The 24,332-nt window shown below is 54.6% G+C and carries 20 protein-coding genes; 13 read left to right on the forward strand and 7 right to left on the reverse strand.

Going from position 1 to position 24,332, the window contains the following annotated elements; all coding sequences use genetic code 11:
• The first annotated feature begins 3 nt into the window (after positions 1-3).
• The 6 genes from Q0915_RS03665 to Q0915_RS03690 all read left to right on the forward strand — a co-directional run bounded on the left by Q0915_RS03665 (position 4) and on the right by Q0915_RS03690 (position 7,794).
• Positions 4-2,031, forward strand: a complete 2,028-nt coding sequence (locus Q0915_RS03665; protein WP_299473411.1) for an acetate--CoA ligase family protein — start codon at positions 4-6, stop codon at positions 2,029-2,031.
• 1 nt (position 2,032) lies between these two features.
• Positions 2,033-2,815 (forward strand): carnitinyl-CoA dehydratase, encoded by a 783-nt coding sequence (locus Q0915_RS03670; protein WP_299473414.1) that lies wholly within the window; start codon positions 2,033-2,035, stop codon positions 2,813-2,815.
• Positions 2,816-2,825: 10 nt separating this feature from the next.
• Positions 2,826-3,737 (forward strand): 3-keto-5-aminohexanoate cleavage protein, encoded by a 912-nt coding sequence (locus Q0915_RS03675; RefSeq protein ID WP_299473417.1) that lies wholly within the window; start codon positions 2,826-2,828, stop codon positions 3,735-3,737.
• Positions 3,734-5,152 (forward strand): carnitine 3-dehydrogenase, encoded by a 1,419-nt coding sequence (locus Q0915_RS03680; RefSeq protein ID WP_299473420.1) that lies wholly within the window; start codon positions 3,734-3,736, stop codon positions 5,150-5,152. Before Q0915_RS03675 ends, Q0915_RS03680 begins: the two co-directional genes overlap by 4 nt.
• A gap of 202 nt (positions 5,153-5,354) precedes the next feature.
• Positions 5,355-5,954: an NAD(P)H-dependent oxidoreductase gene (locus Q0915_RS03685; RefSeq protein WP_299473423.1), complete on the forward strand. Its 600-nt coding sequence runs from the start codon at positions 5,355-5,357 to the stop codon at positions 5,952-5,954.
• Positions 5,955-6,711: 757 nt separating this feature from the next.
• Positions 6,712-7,794 (forward strand): DUF2336 domain-containing protein, encoded by a 1,083-nt coding sequence (locus tag Q0915_RS03690; protein WP_299473426.1) that lies wholly within the window; start codon positions 6,712-6,714, stop codon positions 7,792-7,794.
• Between the two features lie 78 nt (positions 7,795-7,872).
• On the opposite strand, the gene Q0915_RS03695 is transcribed toward Q0915_RS03690, so the two are convergent.
• The gene (locus Q0915_RS03695) at positions 7,873-8,499 is read right to left on the reverse strand and encodes a LysE family translocator (protein ID WP_299473429.1); all 627 of its coding nucleotides are present in this window, start codon (positions 8,497-8,499) and stop codon (positions 7,873-7,875) included.
• Positions 8,500-8,585: 86 nt separating this feature from the next.
• Here Q0915_RS03695 and Q0915_RS03700 point away from each other — a divergent pair, with 86 nt between their 5' ends.
• Positions 8,586-9,344, forward strand: a complete 759-nt coding sequence (locus Q0915_RS03700; RefSeq protein WP_299473432.1) for an extensin family protein — start codon at positions 8,586-8,588, stop codon at positions 9,342-9,344.
• Here Q0915_RS03700 and Q0915_RS03705 read toward each other — a convergent pair.
• Together Q0915_RS03705 and Q0915_RS03710 are read right to left on the reverse strand one after the other, a co-directional pair.
• A complete protein-coding gene (locus Q0915_RS03705; RefSeq protein WP_299473435.1) occupies positions 9,338-10,084 on the reverse strand; it encodes a hypothetical protein in 747 nt (248 codons plus the stop codon). The two genes, Q0915_RS03700 and Q0915_RS03705, sit on opposite strands and share 7 nt — an antisense overlap.
• 144 nt (positions 10,085-10,228) lie before the next feature.
• Complete coding sequence (locus Q0915_RS03710) at positions 10,229-10,657, reverse strand: BA14K family protein (RefSeq protein ID WP_299473438.1); 429 nt, start codon at positions 10,655-10,657, stop codon at positions 10,229-10,231.
• Between the two features lie 178 nt (positions 10,658-10,835).
• Here Q0915_RS03710 and Q0915_RS03715 point away from each other — a divergent pair, with 178 nt between their 5' ends.
• Both Q0915_RS03715 and Q0915_RS32065 read left to right on the forward strand, forming a co-directional pair.
• The gene (locus Q0915_RS03715; protein ID WP_299473441.1) at positions 10,836-11,612 is read left to right on the forward strand and encodes a HugZ family protein; all 777 of its coding nucleotides are present in this window, start codon (positions 10,836-10,838) and stop codon (positions 11,610-11,612) included.
• A gap of 328 nt (positions 11,613-11,940) precedes the next feature.
• Positions 11,941-12,597 (forward strand): DUF1062 domain-containing protein, encoded by a 657-nt coding sequence (locus Q0915_RS32065; protein ID WP_366525225.1) that lies wholly within the window; start codon positions 11,941-11,943, stop codon positions 12,595-12,597.
• 36 nt (positions 12,598-12,633) lie between these two features.
• Here Q0915_RS32065 and Q0915_RS03720 read toward each other — a convergent pair whose 3' ends face one another.
• The 3 genes from Q0915_RS03720 to Q0915_RS03730 form a co-directional block, all read right to left on the reverse strand.
• Positions 12,634-14,391 carry a methyl-accepting chemotaxis protein gene (locus tag Q0915_RS03720; RefSeq protein ID WP_299473444.1) on the reverse strand — a complete coding sequence of 586 codons (1,758 nt, stop codon included), beginning with the start codon at positions 14,389-14,391 and terminating at the stop codon, positions 12,634-12,636.
• Between the two features lie 214 nt (positions 14,392-14,605).
• The gene (locus tag Q0915_RS03725; RefSeq protein ID WP_299473447.1) at positions 14,606-18,190 is read right to left on the reverse strand and encodes a hydantoinase B/oxoprolinase family protein; all 3,585 of its coding nucleotides are present in this window, start codon (positions 18,188-18,190) and stop codon (positions 14,606-14,608) included.
• 181 nt (positions 18,191-18,371) lie between these two features.
• Positions 18,372-19,841, reverse strand: a complete 1,470-nt coding sequence (locus Q0915_RS03730; protein ID WP_299473450.1) for a glycosyltransferase family 39 protein — start codon at positions 19,839-19,841, stop codon at positions 18,372-18,374.
• A gap of 237 nt (positions 19,842-20,078) precedes the next feature.
• Between Q0915_RS03730 and Q0915_RS03735 the strand changes: the two genes are divergently transcribed.
• From Q0915_RS03735 to arsH, 4 genes are all read left to right on the forward strand, one after another.
• A complete protein-coding gene (locus tag Q0915_RS03735; protein WP_299474674.1) occupies positions 20,079-20,537 on the forward strand; it encodes a winged helix DNA-binding protein in 459 nt (152 codons plus the stop codon).
• 66 nt (positions 20,538-20,603) lie between these two features.
• The gene (locus Q0915_RS03740; RefSeq protein WP_299473453.1) at positions 20,604-20,960 is read left to right on the forward strand and encodes a helix-turn-helix domain-containing protein; all 357 of its coding nucleotides are present in this window, start codon (positions 20,604-20,606) and stop codon (positions 20,958-20,960) included.
• A complete protein-coding gene (gene arsC / locus Q0915_RS03745) occupies positions 20,957-21,370 on the forward strand; it encodes an arsenate reductase (glutaredoxin) (RefSeq protein ID WP_299473455.1) in 414 nt (137 codons plus the stop codon). The genes Q0915_RS03740 and arsC overlap by 4 nt, the downstream gene beginning before the upstream one ends.
• Positions 21,363-22,103: an arsenical resistance protein ArsH gene (gene arsH, locus Q0915_RS03750; RefSeq protein ID WP_299473458.1), complete on the forward strand. Its 741-nt coding sequence runs from the start codon at positions 21,363-21,365 to the stop codon at positions 22,101-22,103. The genes arsC and arsH overlap by 8 nt, the downstream gene beginning before the upstream one ends.
• A gap of 52 nt (positions 22,104-22,155) precedes the next feature.
• On the opposite strand, the gene Q0915_RS03755 is transcribed toward arsH, so the two are convergent.
• Positions 22,156-24,327, reverse strand: a complete 2,172-nt coding sequence (locus tag Q0915_RS03755) for an EAL domain-containing protein (RefSeq protein ID WP_299473461.1) — start codon at positions 24,325-24,327, stop codon at positions 22,156-22,158.
• Positions 24,328-24,332 lie beyond the last annotated feature (5 nt).

The raw sequence follows: 24,332 nt of genomic DNA on the forward strand, positions 1-24,332 counted from the left end.
GGTATGCGGAGTCTGGAACGTTTGTTTCGCCCCGAATCCATTGTCGTCGTCGGGGGAGGGTTCTGGTGCGAGAACGTGATACGGGAGTGCCGCAAGTCCGGTTTTGACGGCAGGATTTCTGCGGTTCATCCGACGAGAAACGAAATCTGCGGCAGTCCGGTTGTCCGATCGGTTTCGGAGCTTTCCTTTGTTCCGGATGCGGCTTTCATTGGCGTCAATCGACACGCGACAATCGAAACTGTCCGCGCTTTTTCAAAGTCCGGGGCCGGTGGCGCGGTGTGCTTTGCATCGGGATTTCGGGAAGCCTCCGCTGAATTGGATGACGGCGTCTCTCTGCAAAACGCCCTCGTGGAAGCTGCTGGTGGCATGCCGTTTCTGGGCCCCAATTGTTACGGGTTCATCAACGCACTTGACGGCGTTGCGCTTTGGCCCGACCAGCATGGACTTGCAGGTGCGAACAAAGGTGTTGCTATCCTCACCCAGTCGTCGAACATCGCCCTTAATCTGACCATGCAGACGCGCGGTCTGCCGATTGCCTACCTGGTAACGGTGGGAAATCAGGCACAGACGGGTTTGTCTGCGATCGCCGAAGCACTTTTGTCCGATGAACGCGTGACCGCGATAGGGCTTCATATCGAAGGTTTGGACGATCTGGCGGAATTTGCAGGCTTTGCGCAGCGCGCACATGCGCTGGGCAAACCGGTTGTTGTTTTGAAGGTTGGCCGGTCGCAGCAAGCTCAAACAGCAGCCGTTTCTCATACGGCATCGCTTGCTGGTAGCGCGGCGGGGGCGAGCGCACTGTTCAAGAGGCTGTGGTTTGCGGAAGTCACCAGTCTTGCAGCATTTTTGGAGACGCTGAAACTCCTGCACACTGTTGGACCGCTCAGTAACTACAAGATCGCCTCAATGTCATGTTCAGGAGGCGAAGCGAGCTTGATCGCTGACGCGGCCATGGAAAGGCGGCTCGAGTTTCCAGCGTTGAGCGACGCGCAATCAAGAACGCTGCAAGAAGCGCTGGGCGCCAAGGTCGCGCTGGCAAATCCACTCGACTATCACACTTACATCTGGGGCGACGTTGACGCCATGGGACGTGTGTTTTCCGCAATGATGGATAGCGATGCAGCTATGGGTCTTGTCGTTCTTGACTTTCCACGCTCAGACCGGTGTTCTCTGGACGAATGGCTCAAGGTGATCGATGCAGTCGATATCGCCGGGGAAAATACCGGCAAACCAATAGGCATCTTGAGTTCGCTTCCGGAAAACATGCCTGAAGATGTTGCTCTGGAACTTCTCGATAAGGGCATTAATCCTTTTTGCGGTATGGAAGAATCGCTAGCTGCGATCGAAGCTGCGGCTTTTCTTGGAAAGAGGCAGTTGCCTGACGCGATTTTTGTTCCAACGGCACCCAACAAGTCGGTGCATCTCGACGAGGTGCAAGCGAAGAAAATCCTAAAAAAACACGGAGTTGCCATACCAGACAAGGCGGTTGCGCATAGTGGAGAATGCGCCGCGGAAGCCGCGGAGGAAATAGGCTTTCCTGTGGTTCTGAAGGGTATCGGCTTTGCACATAAGAGCGAAGCTGGCGCTGTGAAACTTGATCTGAACTCTATCGAAGATGTTCTTGTTGCCGCGTCCGGGATGGCGACAGACGCCTTTCTTGTTGAAGAGATGGTCGCGGGAGCGCTCGCTGAGCTTCTTGTTGGCGTGATGCTCGATCCAGCCCACGGATATGTTTTAACGCTGGCGGCCGGCGGTGTCCTGACCGAGTTGTTTGATGACAATGTCTCTTTGATCCTCCCTGTCACGCGTGACGAAGTGGATAACGCGTTGGAGGGGCTCAAGATCGCCCGAGTTCTGAACGGCTATAGAGGCAAGCCTGCCTGCAATCGATCCTTGATCATCGACGCGATCATGGCGGTACAGGATTATGTGTTGTCAACAGCGGTCGCCGAAGTCGAAATTAACCCCCTCCTGTGCGGTGAAACGTTTGCTGTTGCCGCCGACGCGTTGATCAGATGCGAGGTCTCATAAGATGAGCAGTCCTTTGAAAGTCCGCAAGGAAAACAAGATACTTGAAGTCACGCTGGACCGGCCGAAGGCGAATGCCATTGATCTGGCAACAAGCAGGATTATGGGAGAGGTCTTCACCGAATTTCGCGACGATCCCGAGCTGCGGGTCGCAATCGTTACAGGCGCAGGCGAAAAATTCTTCTGCCCAGGCTGGGACCTGAAGGCGGCAGCCGATGGAGACGCGGTCGACGGAGATTACGGCAAGGGCGGTTTCGGTGGGTTGCAGGAGCTGAGAGGGCTGAACAAACCGGTGATAGCCGCCGTCAACGGCATTTGTTGTGGCGGCGGACTTGAATTGGCGCTTTCTGCCGATCTTATCCTTGCGGCAGAGCATGCGACTTTCGCACTGCCTGAAATTCGCTCTGGAACAGTCGCAGACGCTGCAAGCATCAAACTGCCGAAGCGCATTCCCTACCATATTGCCATGGAACTGCTTTTGACGGGTCGTTGGATCGAAGCGGATGAAGCCGCACGATGGGGCATGATCAACCACATCTATCCGGCTGAAAGACTGATGGAAGAAGCCTGGAAACTGGCCGACCTGTTGGCGTCAGGACCACCGCTTGTTTATGCCGCGATCAAGGAAGTGGTCAGGGAAGCGGAAGATCTGAAGTTCCAGGATGCGATGAACCGCATTACCAAGAGCCAGTTCGGAACTGTGGAAACGCTTTATCGATCCGAAGATCAGCTCGAGGGTTCCAAGGCCTTTGCCGAGAAACGAGACCCGGTCTGGAAAGGCCGCTAGGAGTAGAGCAATGCCGCTGCAAATGAACAGGAATGTTTTCATAACGTGCGCTGTGACCGGTTCAGGGTCGACCCAGGACAAATCACCACATGTTCCGCGAAGCCCGAAACAAATTGCCGAAAGCGCCATTGACGTGGCGAAAGCAGGTGCTGCCGTTGTGCATTGTCACGTTAGGGACCCCGAGACTGGAGCTCCCTCACGCCGACTCGATCTCTACCGGGAAGTAACGGATCTTATCCGGGCGGCTGACGTCGACGTTGTTCTCAATCTGACAGCGGGCATGGGTGGCGACATTGTCTTCGGATCGACCGAGGCACCTTTGCCGGTCAATGAGAAGGGAACTGATATGATCGGTGCCGCGGAGCGCATGGCTCATATCGCGGAGTGTCTTCCGGAAATTTGTACTCTTGACTGTGGAACCATGAATTTCGCGGAAGCCGACTACGTCATGACGAATACACCCGGCATGCTGCGTGCAATGGGTGCCATGATGACCGAACTTGGGGTGAAGCCGGAGATCGAAGCTTTCGACACAGGTCATTTGTGGTTCGCCAAACAGTTGGTAAGTGAAGGGACGCTGGCATCTCCCGCACTCGTTCAATTGTGTATGGGTGTCCCTTGGGGCGCCCCAAACGATCTGAATACACTTCTGGCGATGGTGAACGCGATCCCGAACGATTGGGCGTGGTCCGCATTCAGTCTCGGCCGTGACCAAATGCCTTACGCCGCAGCCGCTGTGCTGGCAGGGGGAAATGTGCGCGTCGGATTGGAAGACAATCTCTTTCTGGAAAAAGGTGTGTTGGCGACCAACGCCCAGCTGGTTGAAAAGGCGAGGATGGTTATCGAGGGCATGGGGGCGAAGGTCATTGGCCCGCAAGACGTTCGGTCGTTGCTTGGCCTTTCGAAGAGGGCGCCAAAATGAAGGCCTGCATCATTGGTGGTGGCGTGATCGGTGGTGGCTGGGCGGCGCGTTTTCTGCTCAACGGGTGGGACGTTGCGGTCTACGACCCCGATCCTGAAGCGGAGCGAAAGATAAATGAAGTTCTCGCCAACGCGAGAAGAAGCCTGCCTTCTCTTTATGACTGGCTGCTGCCGCCCGAGGGAAAGCTCGTCTTTCATCAAAGACTTGAAGATGCAGTTCTTGATGCCGATTGGATCCAGGAAAGCATACCTGAGAGACTGGAGCTGAAGCACAAGGTTCTCGGCGCGGTGAGCGAGCTGGCACCTGCAAACGCAATCATCGGGTCATCGACTTCAGGCTTCAAACCGTCCGAATTGAACAACAAGGGCGCAAGAGCGATCGTCGCGCATCCCTTCAATCCAGTTTATCTGTTGCCTCTTGTCGAACTGGTAGGCGCGGATGATGTGGCGGCGCAAGCCGCAAAGATCTTGCGTGAGATCGGCATGTTTCCGCTCACCTTGAGAAAAGAAATCGACGCACATATTGCAGACCGTCTGCTGGAGGCTGTTTGGCGGGAAAGCCTTTGGCTTGTGAAAGACGGCGTTGCGACAACAGAAGAAATCGACGAAGCGATCCGCATGGCGTTCGGAATCCGCTGGGCTCAAATGGGAATGTTCGAAACTTACAGGATCGCAGGCGGCGAAGCGGGAATGAAGCATTTCATGGCGCAGTTTGGGCCTGCGCTTGAGTGGCCGTGGACGAAACTTATGGATGTACCTGAGTTCACTGACGAGCTTGTGGATCTGATTGCCGGACAATCCGATGAACAGTCAGGTCACATGACAATTCGTGAACTTGAACGCCAACGAGATGACAATCTGGTTGGCATGATGCGGGCGCTGAAGAAAACCGGCAGCGGCGCGGGTGGCGTCATTAATCGGCATGAGTCTTCGCTATCTGCTCTTGAGGACCCGGATTTACCGGTTACGGGCAGCCGGCAAATCCCTCAAAGCTGGGTCGATTACAACGGACACATGAACGAGGCGCACTATCTTGAAGCAGGCGCAGCGGCGACGGACCGTTTCATGGAGCTTATCGGTGCAGACGCGGATTATATCGCTTCCGGTAAAAGCTATTTTACTGTCGAAACCCATATCCGTCACCTCGACGAAATGCATGCAGGTGAGCGTCTCGTGATTACGACGCAGGTCATGAAAGGTGATGGCAAGAAGCTACATCTTTTCCATTATCTGAAAGGCACAGATGGCAGGCTTGCAGCAACCGTGGAGACGTTTTTGTTGCATGTTGATTTGGCAACCCGTGCCAGTTCTCTTCCAGGAGAGCTTGTCGCCAGGAAACTCGGCGAATTCGCGCAAACGCATGGTCCCATGCCACTTCCAGAAGGTGCAAAGCGATACGTTGGGCAAAAGGGTTAGTTGTCGACTTTCAGGTATCTGCCCTTGTTGTTCACCATGGCAAGGCACGCAAGTGCGATCCAGCCCAAGATCGCGAGTACAGCGATATCGGTATGCATTGCTCAACAGACTGTTCACCAAATTTGGCCTAGTTAGCGAAAAACGGTGAAACTATCTTCAATTAATGAACAAGCGAACCTTCGCTTCAAAATTGGAGAGCAGCATGAGCAACGCAGCGAAAATCATTCTTCATATCAATGCTTCGGCGCGCAAGAACAACTCTGTGACCCGTGAGTTGACCGACACACTGGTCAAGAACCTGGTCGAAAAAGACCAGGAAACGAAGGTTCTGAATAGAGATGTGTCGCAGGGGATCCCGTTTCTTGACGAAGACTGGGTAGGTGCCAATTTCACCGATCCGGCAGATCGTAGCGCCGAGCAGCGCCTGAAATTGTCGCTTTCCGATACGCTCGTAAACGAGTTGAAGTCGGCAGACACAATTGTCATTGGGACGCCAATTTACAACTTCTCTGTCCCTGCCGCGCTAAAGGCCTGGATCGATCAGATCGCACGCGCCCGCGAGACGTTCAAATACACGGAAAACGGGCCTGTCGGGTTGCTTGAAGGAAAGAAGGCCTTTGTTGTTGTTGCCTCCGGCGGCACGAAGGTTGGTTCGGAGATCGATTTTGCTGCGACCTACCTGAAGCACGTTCTTGGATTTGTAGGTATCAACGATGTTTCAATTATCGCGGCTGATCAGCTCATGGCCGATCCGTCGAAGAAACAAACGGCGCTGGAAAAGGCGCTTGAACTGGCTGCATAACCATGGCCACCACTATGCATCTCGCCCGTAAAAGTTCCTTTCCGGGCGGGGTGTAAACCGTCTCACTGAGTGAGACGGTTTACACCCAATAATTGCATAGCATTGCGCGCAAATGTTTACCGTCGGCCAAACACGAAACCGCTGGGCCGAAACATGTTCGTCACATTTTGCTTTCAGCTGTGAAATCCAAAGCCCATTCGGTGCCGGCCGACACCTTCTGGTGCGGCGGGCTCGAATGTGAATGGCTATTTTATTTGTCTATCAACACCAAATCGAGTATTGCTCTACGGCTTTGTTTTTACTCGCATTTCTACGTCAGATCAAATGATCCCGACGACAATTGCAGCCAGAAAAGCAAAAGCTGCAATGAAGGCAATCCTGTTCAGGTTCCGCGCTAGAGTCATCTGTCCGCTCCCGATTACCTCAGTTGACTCCCCAATACTATGACAGTGAATTGATGAAGCGAAGCAAAAAAGATGCTGCATTGCAATGGAGGTAATGCCCGCATTGGTTGCATTGCCTTTGTCGCGCTTTATTAACATCTTGATTGCGAACACATTACGTTTGAGAAAATGAGACGGCATGTGTCCTTTCAAGCCCCAAAAAAATTCGGTACTACATCTCCTGTCATGGCAAATTCTGCGAACAACGGATGTTGAATCTGTATCAATTCACCCCGTCGACAGAGAGCTCGCGGTAGCCGATTGTTAAGATGCTCCTGTTATGTTCACCGGGCGCCTGGCGCAGCGGAGTGCGGATGATCAACCTTTCGAAATTGGCAGAACTGGCAAGAGATACCAGTGCCATCGGCCGGAAAAGCCTGGTCGGTGCACTCACGGATCTTTTCGTCGGCGCTGGCGATGAACGGGACGAACAGATTAGCCTGCTCTTTGGCGACATAGTTTTGAAGGTACTGGGACAGCTCGAAGAAGAAACGCGCATGATCCTCGCCAAGCGCGTTTGTCATGAAGAGGATGCGCCGCGGGACCTCATGGTCAGTTTGGCAAAAGACAAGATCTCTGTTGCCGAGCCTGTCCTTGAAAACTCGCCATCCCTGACAACTGACGATCTCGTGGAAATTGCATCCTCGGCTTCCATGGACCATCTGGGTGCGATCGCGGTCAGAAAGACGGTCGACAAAGCCGTCACGTCTGTGTTGGTCGACCGCGGAGACAGCAGGGTTTTGACAAGGGTCGCCGAGAACGAAGGCGCGGAATTTGCCGAGTCCTCCTTCCTTAAGCTTGTTGAAAAAGCCCGTTCGGACGAATCGATCCAGGCCGCACTCGTTAGTCGCCCAGATCTGCCGGAAGAGGCCGCACACGCCCTGGTGCCGTTCCTTACGAGCGCTTTGAAAGAGCGCATCACTTCGCTCGGCGCTGACAACACGCTCGTTCACCTGCTCGCGCAAAGAGCTGCAACGGAGGTGGCCGCCAGAGCTCACAAGTTGGAGGATGCACGCGAAGAAACAAATGCGCTGATAAAAGATGTCGTCAGCCGTAAAACCGACATCGACGACGCAGTCAAAACCTTCGCGAGATCCGACCGGACGGCTGAACTTGGCATGCTTTTGGCGAAAGTGAGCGAGTTGCCTTCTTCGGCAGTTTCTCAATTGCTGTTCAGTTCCAGCGACAAACCGCTGATTATTCTGTGCAAGGCAAACGGCGTTACAGCGGAAGCCTACAAAGATGTGTTGACCATGCGCGCACGACGGTTGCGCATCGGAGGGCTTGAACTGAACGCCGCCATTCAACGTTATGCGGCCCTAAGTGAAGAAGGTGCAAAGCGTTCGCTGGAGACGTTGAAGAAGTCAGGTGCCAATTTCGGCCTAAAAACAGGCTAATTTCAACTGCCATCGATCTGTTGCCCAACGCTCAGATTTGCTCCCCTCCATGTAGTCCGCAGATAAGGACGAAGCGCTTCAGTTCGTTGACCGCTGCAGCGTTGCTGTTATTGCGGCGGCGGATATCAGAAAACCACCTCCAACTTTGTTTACCAGACGCAGAACAGACGGACTTTTGAGCTTCTGTCCCACCGCAGCCGCCGCGTAGGCATATACCGCGGCATTCAGGATGCCGAGCAACACAAAGGTCGATCCTAGAAGGAAAAGCTGAGGCGCAACAGCGGCCTGAGGCGCTATGAAGTGCGGCAAAAATGCCATGAAGAATATTATGCCCTTCGGATTGAGCGATGTGACCACAAATGCGTGCCAGAATATTTTACGCGGTGGAATATCTTCCACTTCCTGCACTCCCAAAGGTCCGGGGCGGCTTCGCCACATTTTGATGCCCAGCCATATGAGATAGACCGCGCCTACCCACTTCAATGCAGTAAAGGCAGTTGCAGAGGCGGCAAGGATAGCTCCGAGGCCAAGAAGGGATGCTGTTGCGGCCGTTGCGTCTCCGAGGCCGACACCCAGAACACTTGCGAGCGCGGATTTGCGCCCCTGCGTCAAAGCATAACTCACAACAAGCATGATCGTAGGCCCGGGAATTGCCAGCACGACAAGGGTTGCCACAATGTAGGCGGTATATAATTCAATTGTCATTCCAAGGGCCTGAAGCTCTAAGGTGGTTGGGATGCGTGGCACCAGTGATCCACAAATCAGGCGAAGCTGCAAGCGGTGAGGGATAGATGATCAAAATTGTATCGGTTAGCCTGATCGCACTCATGGTCCAACCGGTATTCGTCGTCTTATCCGGCTCAGCGGAACCTTTACCAGCACCAAAGCCTCTGGCCAGTTCCGATAAGCTAAACGAAGAAAAAACCTCACTCCCGTCTCCCAAGCCCAAGTTGAAGAAAAATCCGAAACCCGAAGCAACTGCCGCCACGGACCCAGCTGTGTGCGTCCTGGACGAAACGGAGTTCACGAGTATTCCGGCAATTCGCGGTGAACATTCTGGGGATGCCGGCTGCGGGATCGAGTCGCCTGTAAGACTTTCAAACGTCACCTGGAACGAAAAGTCTGTTCAGTTCAAAGGCGCGGTCACCGTTTCCTGTGAGTTTGCAGAAGTTTACACCACGTGGCTGCGGCAAGACGTGATGCCGTTGGCCGAAAAGCACTTCGAAGGTGGACTGGAGACCGTAAGATCCGGACCAGGCTACCAGTGCCGCCGCCGCAACAATCAGCCAGGTGGTAAGCTGTCTGAGCATGCGCTGGGCAAGGCGGTCGACATTTCGCATCTACAGATGCGCAACGGAACAACTGTTTCGATTGAAGAGGATTGGGGACGGAAAACGAAGCCGGGCCGCTTCCTGGAAGCGCTCCACAAGAGCGCCTGTAAACGGTTCACGACAGTTCTAAGCCCGGAAGGCGATGAATTTCACAAATCACATCTGCACCTGGACATTGGCTGCCATGGTAAAACCTGCACATATCTGATCTGTCAGTGAACCTGAAAGTGGATGTGGTCATCGTGACGTGCAGCAAAACATCCTTGAAATCGAACTTTTCCAAAATCGATATCAAGTGAGTCTCTGAGGTGTGGTTCAAGGAAAATCTTTTCAACGCGCGGGTCATGCGCCAGCCAGGTAATCGCGGCTGTTGTTCGTTGCCGTTCCAGTTGATAGTCCGGCCAAAGCGATTGAAGCCAGGAAAAATTCCATCGCATGGACCATCGGTTCTGTGGGCAAGTGTCGAAGCCTTTCTCAAAATCGAAATAGCCGATTGGCGATGTGGTTTTGCCCGGTAAGTAACCACTTTTGTCGCGGTAGTAGAAGGCCAGATCCAGTTTGTTCCCATCATCGTGTGACAGATGTGGCAACAGCGGAAATCCATCGAAAAACGGAAAGCTACCATCCAGTCCAAGGGTGACAGTGCCTGGAAAGCGTGTCGCTAGGTGAGCGGAAAGATCTTTCGTAACATCGCGCATCTTGCGTGAAACGTAATTTCGGTTGAGAACGCAATAGAGGCTCGATTGCAGTCTGAAAGCGTCGCTAGACCAACAATTCAACGGCACCCTTCCGAACAGCGGTGCTATGAAAACTGTTCCCACGGTCAGAACCCCGTAGACAAAAAGGAAAGTCAGCAGCCGTCGTTTTGCTAGCAGCGATAGGAGCCAGGCCAAGCCGCCGATCTGCGTGAGAATGGTCAGAACTAGAAAAGCGAGAAAGTGTAGCGGGATGCGAAGCATTGCGTATTAGAACGCAACTCGGATCACGGCTGTCAATGCACCGACAAGAATGGGAGCTTGAGCCGGAAAAAACGGCAGCAGGCGGAAAGTCAGTTCGGCTGACGGGTTGCCTGCTGCCGGAAGGTGCGGGGCGAACTCGGAAAGTTACTGGCAGAAACGCTGCTCGCCCCGATAGGTGGTGTAGGTGCCGGTTGAGGGGTTGAAGGACCGGTATTTCGAGGAGCAGTACTGATACCAGGCCGGGCTCCAGGGCTGATAACCAGCCGCTCCATGTACCTGTCCCGGGTAAGGTGCAGGCGGATAGTAGGTCGCCGGTGGCGGCGGCGGTCCGGCATAAGACGGCCGGTTTGCCGCTCCCAGCAGGATAGCGCCGGCTGCAAGGCCGATGACACCGGCTGCGACAGCTGCGCCGACATTGTCGTTCTTTCTGTGGCGCTTGTGGTAGTGGTGGTGGTGGACGCCGTGATGGCCTTGCCAGCCGCGTTTCGGGCCGGCCTCGGCAGTTGCGATTGTCGGAACCAACAATGCGCCGGACAGGGCGACGGCAATCAGGCGTTTGCTCACGTTTTTCATCTGTCTTTCTCCAAGTGCCTGCGCCTTTTTTGTCGGGCGCCTTAGCTGATAGACAGACAATCGCATGGCGGCCCTGAACCGGTTCTGATGTGGCCGTTCATCTTGCGTTCAGGTTTGTGCTGTGGTGTTTCTTACCTTAGTGGGGCACCGATATTCGCTTCCAACGCAGGAGATCAGCGTGAGCACCCAGGACGAAAATGGCCATGAGCCGAAGTCCGTCATTCGGCCAACAGATGACGAAGCGCGACGGACGGTGAAAACCCTGATCCGTAAGGCACGCTTCGGCGCGCTCGCGGCGATTGAGGCCGGCACAGGTCATCCGCTTGCCAGCCGTGTCGCCCTTGCCACGGATCTTGATGGGACACCAGTCATTCTGACGAGCACACTGTCGGGACACACATCCGCTATCTTAGAGACACCTGCCTGTTCTCTTCTTGTCGGCGAACCCGGGAAGGGGGATCCGCTGGCACATCCAAGAACATCCCTTGTTTGCAACGCCAAACAAATCTCAAGGGAAAGCGACACGCATCGCCGCTTGAGGCAACGCTATCTCGCGCGCCATCCAAAGGCCGAGCTTTATGTCGATTTCGGCGATTTCGCCTTTTTCAGGCTCGAACTTGAGCGAGCGAGCCTCAATGGAGGCTTTGGCAAGGCTTTCGCGTTGCAGCGTTCGGATCTTCTGACGGAGTTGGGCGACAGGGACGGGTGGCTGGAAATGGAAGGTGGCGCCGTCGCCCACATGAATGAAGATCATGGCGATGCCGTGAAACTCTACGCCGAGGTCCTGTGCAAGGCGGACACCGCGAACTGGCGCCTTGCGGGGCTTGACCCCGAGGGCCTAGATCTGGTCGCCGGAGACAGGACCGAGCGGCTATGGTTCTCGCAAGCCTTGGACGATCCTCAGCAACTTCGCCCCATTCTTGTTGAGTTGGCTCAGACCGCCCGCGCTGGCTGATTTCGGCCAGATTTCCGCGAGTACAGCCTTCAGAACCGCCTTGTTTTGAAGAAGGCTATCGGTTACAAATCGATCCCGTTTTCAACAGGACTTTTGCTTTGCCTACGCTTTGACCGGTCTTCGCATCCGCTTCGCGCGTTAGCGCGTTTTTGACTTGTTCGTCATGTGGCGGATCGGGACCGGTGTGGCTTGGTCCAGCCGTATTGCATCTCCGATACGCCCGACATTATTGGTATCCAACAAAGCCAGACCGAGCGCTGCAGGTTTTTGCTGCCTATGCGTCCCGACTGCCCGTTGACGGACTTCCTTTCACAGGAAGACCGACGGAATGTCATCTCACCTACATTTCGAATGGACTGTTCTGACCGCCGAAACTCCTCACCTGATTCGTCCCTGCGGTCGGTGCGGCTCAATCCAGTCGTTTGCTTCAACCGGCAAATTTCGCTTGAACGCGAATGGGAATCGTTTGGATGCCTGGCTAATCTACACGTGTCTGGCTTGCGGTCGGCGCTGGAACCGAGCGATTTTGCACAGACGGCCGATCAACAGCGTTTCACGAACGCTTCTTTTGTCCCTCCAAGAAAACGACATCGCTCTTGCCCGTAAAATGGCCATGGCGCCTCCGGACAAATCGGATGGAGAGATCATAGGTCGCAACCGCGAATTCACACTCGAGAAACGGCTGCTCACTCCTAATGGCAGCGAATGCCATTCTTCGCGCCTTACGATCTTGAATCCATCTCGCAATTCCGTCCGTCTGGACAGACTCCTTGCGGCGGGCTTAACGCTCCCAAGGTCGATGGTTCATTCCCTGGCTGCGAAGGGTGCCCTAACGCTTGCTTGCGGTTCCTGCAAAGGGTTGAAACGAAAGGTAGGACAAAAAGTTGAGATCGGATTCCTGTTGTTAGCTCCGGAATGCGTCCCAGACCTCGATCGCAGATTGACAGGTAACACCCGTTCGAACCGCGACAATGCGGATCCTTGACCGGACACCTGTGTCGATCGAGGATCAGCCGCCAATTTAGGCGGCTCTCAAATGGCCGAGAAAGTCGGCCAGACCGCCTTTGATGGCGTTGATCTGCGATGACACGTCGTCGACTTTTCCAACCACTTGCTGCACGTAGTCTCCGGAGACCCGTGCAGCCTGGTTGACTTCTGTGATGTTCAGCGAAATTTCAGCACTGCCCTGTGCAACTTCTGAGGCATTTTGGGCGATCTCAGCCGTCACAGCGTTTTGTTCCTCGATCGCAGATGCAATCCCTGAAACCTGATCACGAATGCCACTCATTGACGTGACTACATTGGCAATCGCGTCGGAGCAGGAAGATGCGCTGGTTTGCAGACCGGCCAATTGTACGCCTATCTGATCCGTCGCATTGCCCGTCTGACTGGCAAGTGCCTTCACTTCAGATGCTACGACCGCAAATCCCTTTCCAGATTCTCCTGCCCTGGCAGCTTCAATGGTCGCGTTCAGAGCGAGCAAATTGGTCTGGTCGGCAATTTCGCTGATCAAATTCAGAACTTGGGTTATCTCCTCTGCCGAACTTGACAGTTGTCTGACTGTTTCGTCGGAGGTAACTGCGTGCTCTGACGTCTGTGTCGTCGATGTGTTCGCGAAACTGATCTGACGACTTATTTCCTGGATTGAGCTTGACAGTTCTTCAGAAGCAGACGCGACAGACTGGACGCAAGCAGTTGCTTCTTCCGCAGCCGCGGCCACGGTTTTGGAGCGCTCCACGGTTTCGTCGCTGTTCCTTGCAAGCAACTGGGCCCCATCCGACAGATCGTGCAACGCCTCAACGACAACTTCGCAACTTGCCATCAGTTTTCCTTCGAGCTCGTCGGCCAACCGCAGTCGCGTTTCGCGCTGGTCAGCCTCAGCCTGGGCTTCCTCTTCGCGGGCCTGCTCCTGAAGCCTCTTCATCTCAATCATATTGTCTCGGAAAGTTTCGAAAGCGCGTGCGACGCGCCCGATTTCATCGCGGGAGCGCACTTTGACGCTCACATCCGTATTGCCGTTCGCAAGCTCAATAAGGCCTCCGGATACCTCGTTCAGCGGCTTCGAGATCATGTAGCGGGCAAAGAGAACAGATCCTGCTGCGCAAAGGACGAACGTACAGATAGAAACAAGCGTGATCTGCCGAAGGGCCTGCTTTTCATGTTCTTCCGCGGACAGGGTTGCCGCGTGTGTAAACCGCTCGATTTCCTCCAAAAGCGCAATGAGCTCCTGGTCAAGCCGTTCCTGTTCTTCTTCTAGCACTTTCAGAAGCTTATTTGCCGAGACGAGGTCGTTTTGTTCGACGAATTGCATAATCTCGTCTACATGCATTTTGTAGGTCGCGTATTCCTCTTCAATGTGCTTGAGCTGATTGACCGCCAACTCAAATTCCGCGCGCTCCGCCTCCGAGCTTGAATTGTTCAACGCGTATTCTGCAAGTTCCTCAGCACGCCTAATTTCGTCCGCTACCTGGACTTCAAGTTTTTCCAGATGAGCCCTCAGGGCGCCGAAGTGCGATTTTTCAGCTTCATCGCTGACGCCGGCGATACGCATTATGCGTTCCACCAGCACCGCCTGTTCGAGTTGATGATTTGTTACATGGCTGATGGCTTCTGTGAGAGGAATGTCCTTTTCCGCTATGTTCGCAAGTTCTTTTCCAATGAGATTCATCTGAAAAATAGCGACCGCGGCGACAACGACCAATCCAATACAAAGGAACGCAACCAGGGAGAGAATTTTTGCTGCAACCGAATTCGCAATCGGATTGTATTTCGGCGTCATCTTCAGTCTCACAATTCGGATAAAGGCCTTGTCAGCGCTGCGATATTTTCCCATTTTGGTCAAACGACCGATAAAGAAACGGTTAAATTTGATTGAATTTGGTTGTATTTTTCCCTTATTGGTAGAAAATCTGGTGGTAAAAAAATCAAGTTACACAAAACAAAACGGCCGCCCAATGAGCGGCCGCAGCAAACTTTCCGATACGCGGACTGATTTATGGGGCGCCCCAGCCTCCAGCCGTTGGTGTCACGACCGTGACAGCTTCGCCTGGTTCAAGGACGGTCTGGTCGCATCCGCTTAGGACCTCCACGGATCCATCGAGGCGGCGCACTTCGGTGCGACCGAGTTCGCCATCACTGCCGCCTGAAAGACCTTTTGGATTGAGCGTCCGGTGAGAAGAGAGGATCGCGCAATCCATTTTCTCCAGGAACCTGACGGTACGTCTCGTGCCATCGCCGGCAGACCACTTGCCCTTACCGCCAGAGTTTTTTCTGATGTGGAAGTCTTCCAGCAGCACCGGAAAGCGGAATTCCAGGACTTCCGGATCCGTAAGGCGGGAGTTTGTCATGTGCGTGTGTACACCGTCTGTGCCCCTGAAGCCGGGTCCTGCCGGTGAGCCCGAGCAGATTGTTTCGTAGTATTGATAGGTGTCGTTCCCGAAGGTCAGGTTATTCATTGTGCCCTGGGCGTTCGCCATCGCCCCGAGCGCTGCAAACACCGCGTTGGTAACATGCTGCGAGGTTTCCACGTTACCTGCAACAACGGCGGCCGGGTAAGACGGCCTGAGCATGCAATCGTCCGGTATCACAATGTGGATTGGCTTGAGGCAACCCGCGTTCATGGGAATGTCGCCTTCGACCATGACCCGGAAACAATAGAGGATCGCCGCCCGTGTGACCGGTTCCGGCGCATTGAAGTTGTTCGGCTGGACAGGCGAGGTGCCCGTAAAGTCCACCGTAGCTTCACGCTTTGTCTTGTCGACAGTGATTTTAACGTGGATTGTCGAGCCTTGATCCGTCGGGTAAGCGTATTCGGAATCCTTGAGCGCCTCGATGACACGGCGAACGCTTTCTTCCGCATTGTCCTGAACGTGACGCATATATGCCTGCACCACGTCGAGCCCGAAATGGGCCACCATTTTTCTTAGTTCCTGAATGCCTTTTTCATTGGCGGCAATCTGTGCGGACAGATCGGCGACATTTTGATGTGGATTGCGGGCAGGGTACGGATGGTCGGTCAAAAGCTCTATCAGTTCTTCTTCGCAGAACCGGCCTTCGTCAACGATTTTGAAGTTGTCGAAAAGCACCCCTTCCTCATCCACATTGGTGGCGCGGGGCGTCATGGAACCAGGAGCCGATCCGCCGACATCGGCGTGGTGACCACGCGAGGCTGACCAGAAGAGAATGTCTTTGCCCTCGTCATCAAAGACCGGCGACACGACGGTGATATCAGGCAAATGCGTGCCCCCGTTATAGGGTGCGTTCAGTGCAAAGACGTCGCCCGGTTTGATCTTTCCCTTGTTGAGCTTGATGATCGTCTCCACTGACCTGTCCATCGATCCAAGGTGGACCGGCATATGGGGGGCGTTGGCAACCAGGGCTCCATTTGCGTCGAACACAGCACAGGAAAAGTCGAGGCGTTCTTTGATGTTGACCGAGTAGGCGGTGTTCTGCAGCGTGACACCCATCTGTTCCGCGATGGACATGAACAGATTGTTGAACACTTCCAGCATGACCGGGTCGGCGTGGGTGCCGATCGCACCAGCGCGTTTGAGCGGTACGATCCGGTTCAGGATGACGTGGTCCTTTGCATTGATCTCGGCCTGCCATCCATCTTCCACCGCGATGGTCGCATGCGATTCGATGATCACCGCGGGGCCGGCAACCTTCATCCCGGGCCTTAGCGCTTCTCGCTTGTAGATGCTGGCGTCGTGCCACGTTCCTTCCGAATAGATTCGGGTTGAGGTGACAGCGGATGCCTTGTCCGTAAAGAGAGCGAGATCCGGCTCCACGAGGCCGGCACCCCCGCCTGCGGTTTCCACTTCAAGCGCCTCAACGACAATCGGTTTGTTTTCGTATGCAAAGCCGAACTGCTTCTTGTGAGCGTCTTCGAAAGCCGCCCGCATTGTTTCAACGCTCTCGAGATGGATCGGCAACGGTGTGTCGGTTCCGTCATAGCGCAAATGCGCAATGGCGACCGTCCTGCGCGCATCAGCCTCAATTTTCTGCTGTTCGAGCTCTGCCTCAGTGACCGCCGCCAATTGATCCTTGAGGGCAAGGAGTTCCGGCATCAGAGCTTCGTCCAGAACCTTGACGACTGCCTGTTGCCTGTCTGCCCGAATGTCGGCAAGCCCCATGCCATAGGCCGAGAGAATGCCTGAGAACGGGTGCAGAATGACAGTTTTCATGCCGAGGCTGTCGGCGACGCGGCATCCGGTCTGCCCCCCCGCACCGCCAAAACAGGTTAAGGCGTATTCGGTCACATCATAGCCACGCTGCACAGAAATTTTCTTGATCGCGTTTGCCATGTTTTCGACGGCGATCTTCAAGAAACCGTCGGCAACTTCTTCAGGGGAGCGTCCATCGCCGATTTCATGGGCAAGGTCAGCAAACTTCTGGCGGACAACGTCGCCATCGAGCGGCTGGTCCTGGTCCGGGCCGAAGATTTTCGGAAAGAATTCCGGAGCGAGTTTGCCGGTCATCAGATTGGCGTCGGTCACGGTGAGCGGGCCTCCGCGCCGGTAACAGGCCGGCCCGGGGTTCGCGCCGGCAGAGTCAGGGCCGGCCTGGAAACGGCCGTCCGTGTAGTGAAGGACCGATCCGCCGCCTGCCGCAACCGTATGGATCATCATCATGGGCGCGCGCATGCGGACACCGGCAACTTCTGTTTCGAACGCGCGCTCATACTCACCATCGAAGTGGCACACATCGGTCGACGTTCCGCCCATGTCGAAGCCGATGATCTTTTCGAATCCGGCCATGCGGGACGTTTCCACGGCTCCAACGACACCACCGGCCGGACCGGAGAGGATAGCATCTTTGCCTTGAAACAGATCGGCAGCCGTCAAACCTCCCGAGGACTGCATGAACATCAGCCTTGGACCCGCACCCAACTCTTCCTGAACCTGGTCGACGTAGCGGCGCAGTATCGGCGAAAGGTAAGCATCGACGATTGTGGTGTCGCCGCGGCCGACGAGCTTCATAAGAGGCGAAACTTCGTGTGAGACCGAAATCTGCGGGAACCCGATATCCTCAGCGATCGTCTTCAGTGCCTGCTCGTGTGCCGGATAGGCATAGGAATGCATCAGGACAATTGCGATGGAGCGAATTCCGTCATCCCACGCGGCTTGCATCATGCCACGCGCATCAGTTTCCTGAAGGGCAATCTCTACGGTGCCGTCAGCCCGGACGCGCTCGGGAATTTCATGAACGCTTTCGTAGAGAAGCTCCGGTTTGATGATTTCCTTGGCGAAAATTTTCGGACGCGCCTGGTAGCCGATTTCCAGCGCATCCCGAAAACCCTTGGTGATGAAAAGTGCCGTGCGTTCGCCCTTGCGTTCAAGCAGTGCGTTGGTCGCAACGGTCGTTCCCATCTTCACGGTTGCGATTTTTTCCGACGGAATGGATTGGCCGCGCTCGACATCAAGAATTTCGCGTATCCCCTGAATGGCAGCATCCCGATAGGCTTCCGGATTTTCCGACAGGACCTTGTGCGGGTGGAGCGTACCGTCGGGTGCGCGCCCGACAATATCCGTGAAGGTGCCGCCACGGTCGATCCAAAAATCCCACTTCGACGTCATGTGTTTCCCCTCTTCAGCCACAAAAATGAACGCAATTTTCCAGGGCGCCAATCTTGTTTAACGCCTTCCTCAATCCAACATTGACATTTTATCGATAAAATGTCGATGAAAAAGTTTCGTAACGCCCGTGCCGTCCAGAAAACGCTGTCTCTCTGGAGGACAAAGCGAATGATTTGAGGTGTCAGTTCTGTTGTGCAGCGTCGGATCTCAGGAGCGTCAGGCCGCTTGCTCCCCATCCAAACGCCTTTGCGGCGGTTTCGTTTTTGCCATCGAAGAATAGCTTTTTTGCCGCTGCAGTTTCTTCTTCGTTGCTGTGAACAAGCAACAGCCACGTCTTTCCAGCATGTTCTGATTTTGTGAGAGCGCTCAGGTCCTCGACGTTTTCCACCGCCTCGAATTGGTTTTCGCCGCGCAGGTAGTAAGACAGAACGGGAGCCGAAAAGCCTTTGTAGAGAAGCAATTTGTCCTCGGGCGCGCGGTTTTCCTCAAGGAATGCTGCGATTGTGCGCCATTCAGGCCGGATCTTGTTGGTCAGCGTAAAGTTCAGCTGCGGAAACGTGAGATAAAGCGCAGCACCGACGAGCGCGACAGACGCTATTCGCGGGGCCTGGCGAGTTGCACCCATCGCCGCAAGCACGATAAGTCCAGGCCAGGCGGCAATAAGATATCGGTCAAACAGTATCGGTTGAAGCAGGACGGAATAAAGATAGGCGAGCAGCAGCGGCCCTATGGAATAGGCGAGGCATACCAGGACCGCTTGTTTGCTCGTTGGCGGGGTGGACTGCTTTGAAATCGGTTTGAAAAATGCAAGCGCGGCACCTGTCAGGGCAAGGCCGACAAGCAGCCAGAACAGCATGAGTGAGCTGGAAAGACCAAAAACCAGTGTCTCAAGAAACTGCAGGTTCGGGTAAGCGATCCAGAAACCTTCGTCTGCGACCGATCGGGCGCGCTCAAATAGAAGATAGAGCCAGGGCAGAAAGAGCGCAGTGCTGATGCCCATGGCGAGCGATGCGACAAATGCATTGGACTTGAGCGGCTTTCGAGTTCTGTGGATCTCAAAAAGCGCCACCGTCCCGCAAACAGCACCGGCGCTTGCAAATCCAAACAGCGCATAAATGTGACTGTAGAGAAAACAGGCCCCTGTGAAAACGAGCGTGGTAAACCAGAAAACGGACGGCCTTTGCAACACTTTCAAGACAGCCAACAAGAACGCAAGGCCGCATGCCGCCAGCAGTGCGTACATGCGCGCTTCGGTCGAATACCAAATGTGAAGTGGCGAAATGGCAAGCAGGGCCGCCGCAAGCAAGCCGGCTTCTCGTCCTTGAAGTTGCTTGCCAATGAGATAAACCAGCCAGACAGAGAGCAGACCAAGCGAAGCAGAAGGCAGTCTCAGCGCTGTTTCACTGTCTCCAAGGACGGGCATCGTCAACCACAAGACAATGTTGTGCAGAGGTGGATAGTTATCCGAGGCAACCAGCGTCAGAAGCTCGGTGATGGATCCATTCGACTGGCTCCAGGACACGGCTTCGTCGTACCACAGGCTCGTGCGATCAAGATTGTGAAAACGCAGAACGGCCGCTATCAACAAAATAGCTGTGAGCAGGATGGCAGTGGCAATGTTTTTCGGAAAATGTTTTTCTGCGCGCTGCACGCCAGCTTGTCCTTCAAGTTTACGAGGCAGTGAACGCTAGACAATCCGGACGCTTGATGGAAGTACATCTTTTATGGAGCCGGAGTTTATCTGTTCATCGCTAAGTGATTGATGCTTTTCGATGTTACCCAATCCGAGGTGAAACGCTTGAGTGAGAAATCAACCCCCAAACCCACCGCGGATGCCAATGCTGGAATCGGTCCTGTCGTATCGGCTGCGCACCTTGCATCCGGTGCAATGCCGGCCCTTTCGGAAATAGAGTTTGCCGTCACAATGATGGTCAACGCCTATCATCGCTGGATGGTGCGCTGTATGGCGGCGAGTGGATCCGAGGGGCTCGGGCCGTTGGATGTACTTGTCTTGCATTCGGTCAACCACAGGGATCGGGCAAAAACGCTCTCCGACATCTGCCTGGTCCTGAACATCGAAGATACCCACACGGTGACTTACGCATTGAAAAAGCTGGAGAAGGCCGGACTCATAAGGTCCGGTCGCCGGGGCAAGGAAAAAACCGCGGAGATTACGCCGTCGGGTGAAAAGGCCTGCCTTGAATACAAACATCTGCGCGAAGCCTTGTTGGTTGAGCCGATGAAGGCTTTGGGCCTCGATGAAAAGGAACTTTCGCGTCTGGCCGCAACATTGAGGCTGGTCTCCGGAAATTACGATCAGGCTGCACGGGCGGCGGCGGCAATGTAGGTGCTTTGATGCCATGGTGCGTTTCTTGTGCATTGCAAACTACAAAATTTCTTGTAGTATCGAAATATGGAACAAGAAACTGCAGTATCCGCGTTGGGAGCGCTTGCGCAGGATGACCGGCTGGCGGCATTCCGGCTACTTGTAAGCTACGGCCCGCTGGGCCTGCCCTCCGGTGTCATCGCGGACAAGCTAAGTGTCCAGCCGACGCGGATGTCCTTTCATCTGACAACATTGGAGCGTGCGGGACTGCTGACCGCCCAAAGGGAAGGCAGGCATATCCGGTACGCGGTTGATTACGGGCAAATGAAAAATCTGCTGACCTTCCTGATGGAGGACTGTTGCGGCGGCAATCCCGTTATTTGCGGCTTTTCTGAAAAAGATACGACCAACTTACCAAGTCCTGAAAATTCGAGAAAATCATGACAATCACGATCTATCACAATCCGAAATGCGGCACGTCCCGAAACACGCTCGCAATGATCCGCGAGGCTGGTGTTGAACCCGATGTTGTCGAATATCTGAAAACGCCACCCAGTCGGGAACGGCTTGTTGAACTGATTTCGCTCATGGACATTTCTGTCCGCGATCTGTTGCGCCAGAAGGGAACACCATATGATGAACTTCAGCTTGCCGAGGACAAATGGACGGACAACGAGCTCATCGATTTCATGATGGAACATCCGATCCTGATCAATCGGCCGATCGTTGTCAGCGACAAGGGTGTCCGTCTTTGCCGGCCTTCTGAAAAGGTGATGGATCTGCTGCCGGGAGACATCGGCTCATTCACAAAAGAAGACGGGCAGGTGGTGGTGTCCGGGGTTTCTAATGACTGATCCTGGAATGCAGTTTTCTGACCTTCCGAACGTTTCCCGCGAGGACATTTCGAACGTTTCAGAAACCCAATTAGCCAATGCCGAACCAATCACCCACGCGCCCCGCGTGCTGCTGCTTTACGGATCCTTACGGGAACGCTCATATAGCCGTTTTCTGGCATTCGAGGCCGAACGGCTCCTCAAGGCGTACGGTGCAGAAACGAGGGTTTTCAATCCATCCGGGTTGCCGTTGCCAGACGACGCGGACGCAAGTCATCCCAAAGTCACGGAGTTGCGTGATCTGTGTGCCTGGTCGGAAGCCCATGTCTGGTGTTCTCCGGAGCGCCATGGAGCGATGACAGGTGTGATGAAGTCGCAAATTGACTGGATACCTTTGAGCACCGGTGCAATCCGGCCGACACAAGGCAAGACACTTGCTTTGCTGCAGGTTTCAGGCGGCTCGCAATCCTTCAATGCGGTCAACCAGATGCGTGTTCTTGGCAGATGGATGCGTATGGTGACGATCCCAAACCAGTCTTCGGTTCCCAAAGCCTACCTGGAGTTTGACGATGAGGGCAGAATGAAGCCGTCACCGCTCTATGACCGGGTCGTGGATGTCGTCGAGGAATTGGTGAAGTTCACGCTCATGGTGCGTGGCCGTTCGGACTATCTGGTCGACCGGTATTCGGAGCGCAAGGCTACCCGGGAAAAGAATAGCGCCGCGTCGTTAGCAGCTCGGGATGCGGTTGCCTGAACATAGCGAACTGAAAAGCGCCGCATCCCACGGCGTAATTTCGTGCTGTCGGTCAGCTTGTAACGCTACCGGCTTTTTCGTCGGACGACGGTTGAGCTGAAGCAAGCGTGGCGAATTGCGCAAGCTTTGGTGAAAGCTTGATCTTGGGTTTCTGTGTTCCTTGCCCGCGTTTTTGCGGGAACCAGAAACCGCCCGACGTGTTCTGCGGAAACACTGGGTAAGCGGCCTCATGCCGTTCAACTTTGTCCGGTTTACCGAACATGTACCCTTGTACGAGGTCGCAACCGGCAGCACTCAGAAGGATGGCCTGTTCTTCCGTCTCTACGCCTTCAGCCGTAATCGTGACGTTCAACGACCGGCCCAGTCCGACGATAGATGTCACGATCGCGTCGGTACCGGAATCCTTGCCGAGATTTTGAACAAAGGTCTGGTCGATCTTGATTTTGTCGAAAGGGAATAGGCTCAGATAACTGAGTGAAGAGTATCCCGTGCCGAAATCGTCCATCGCGATCGAAACGCCCATGTCGTGTATTTGCCGGAGCGTTTCAATCACGGCGTCGGTGTTTGAGATCAGGAGGCTCTCGGTAATCTCGATCTCAAGACGGCTTGGATCCAGTCCGGAGTTCTGCAGGGCCTGGGCGACACGTTTTTGCGTCTCGCCGGCAACGAACTGAGCTGCTGAAACGTTGACGGCAACGCAGCGGCTTTGATCTTCCCAGAGCATTGCCTCGCGGCATGCGTTGTTCAGAACCCACGTACCAATGTCGTCGATCAGGCCGCAGTCCTCCGCTATCGGTATGAAGAGATCCGGTCTGATTTCACCCTTGGCAGGATGTTCCCAGCGCACGAGGGCCTCGTAGCCGCGCAAAGCGCCGTCACGCAAGGTATACTGGGGCTGGTACACCAGCTTGAACTGGTCAAGCTTGAGCGCTTTGACCAACCCGTTTTCGACTTCCTTGCGTTTCTGTGCTTCCGCGTCCAGACCCGGCGTGTACCAGGAGAAAGTTGAACGTCCGCTGTGCTTGGCGTTGTAAAGTGCAAGGTCGGCGCAATGCAGAAGCCTGGAAACGCGCCATGATCCGTCCGTCGCGCGCGCAAGCCCGATGGAAAGGGACAGCTTAATTTCTCTTCCGTCGATGATACAGGGGGAAGTCGTCGCGGCAATCATGTCTGCTGCAAGTCTTGTCATGCGCGCCGGATCGGAGACGGATGTGAGCAGCACAGCAAATTCGTCCCCCGAAAGGCGTGCCACCAGGTGTTTATGGAACACGGTTTGCAGCCGCTCGCCGACGATCTGCAGAAAGACATCGCCTATTCCGTGGCCATGCGTATCGTTGATTTCCTTGAATTTGTCGACGTCAATCAGCATTACGCCAACATTTGATGCTTTTGCCTGCGCGTGGCGGAGTGCCCCCGCCAGACGAGCATTGAAAACGGCGCGATTAGGCAAGCCCGTCAACGTGTCATGATGGGCAAGGTATTGAATGTTGCTGTTGGTTCGAACTTGATCGTAGAACCTCATCCAAAGCAGGATTGCGGCGAACGCAAATGAAATAAGGCACAGCACGCTGATCGAGGCGCTGATTGACCAGATCAATCCGGACAGGCTTTCGAGAATTTCTGATTGCGTGACAAGCAATACCGCGCTGGGCGCAAATGCTTCCGACGGACCCGGATTGTAGACAACAACGGCAGTCGTTCCAAAGGCACCGAACCATGTCATGTCGGGAATGACCGACAGCGGTTTTTTCGAATTGAACGCGGCCCAGGCATGATTCAATGCTCGAACCGAAGAAATCTTGTTTGTCGAAAGCCAATCGATTTCCGCGAAGGCTGGCAGACTCGAATCTTGCTCGACAGCAGTTACAGGAAACACGACTTCTGTATCGAGGATCATGGAGTCCGCGTACTTGTGCTTCAGGACAGCATGAAGCTTGACCATCATTTCGGGCGAGACGGCCGGAGCGGCATTGGACGTGAGGGGCAGCGTCAGGCGCAATCCCTGGAGCGTGCTTTCAGGCCCGTTGACCTTCGGAATGGCGTAGGAATTCAGAATATCCTGGATGCCGGCTTGCTGATGCACGTAATCCTGTTCAAGCGCACCGACCAGCAACCAGTGTGTCAGCAGGCGATTGCTCACATAAACGCCAAGCGCCAGTATCAGAACCAGCGTCATCGAAATGAAGAATATGACAATGTTGCTTCTTACGAGTGGGAGCGCCATCCGGC

Source organism: uncultured Roseibium sp. (assembly GCF_947494555.1).
Classification (GTDB): Bacteria; Pseudomonadota; Alphaproteobacteria; order Rhizobiales; family Stappiaceae; genus Roseibium.